Below are 255 nucleotides of genomic sequence, written 5' to 3' on the forward strand. Positions count from 1 at the left end.
GGCATTGTCAGAACAAATCTGCTTGAGGCGGGCAGGGCGGTTTCGTAGCGTCCGCTCATGACAAAACGCGCCCCATTCAAGTACTTTCATAGCAGCCCTGAGATTATTCGCCTGGCGGTCATGATGTACGTTCGCTTTCCACTTTCGCTGCGCAATGTCGAGGACCTGCTGCACGAGCGCGGCATCGAGATCAGCCACGAAACGGTTCGATATTGGTGGAATAGATTTGGTCCGATGTTCGCCGCTGAGATCCGC

At 54.9% G+C, this 255-nt stretch carries 1 pseudogene; it reads left to right on the top strand.

The window, feature by feature from the left end:
- Positions 1-57: 57 nt before the first annotated feature.
- Positions 58-255: pseudogene (locus DJ029_RS21630) on the top strand (IS6 family transposase); the annotation flags it as partial.

It is taken from the genome of Oceanibium sediminis, from assembly GCF_003265325.1.
Lineage (GTDB): Bacteria > Pseudomonadota > Alphaproteobacteria > Rhodobacterales > Rhodobacteraceae > Halovulum > Halovulum sediminis.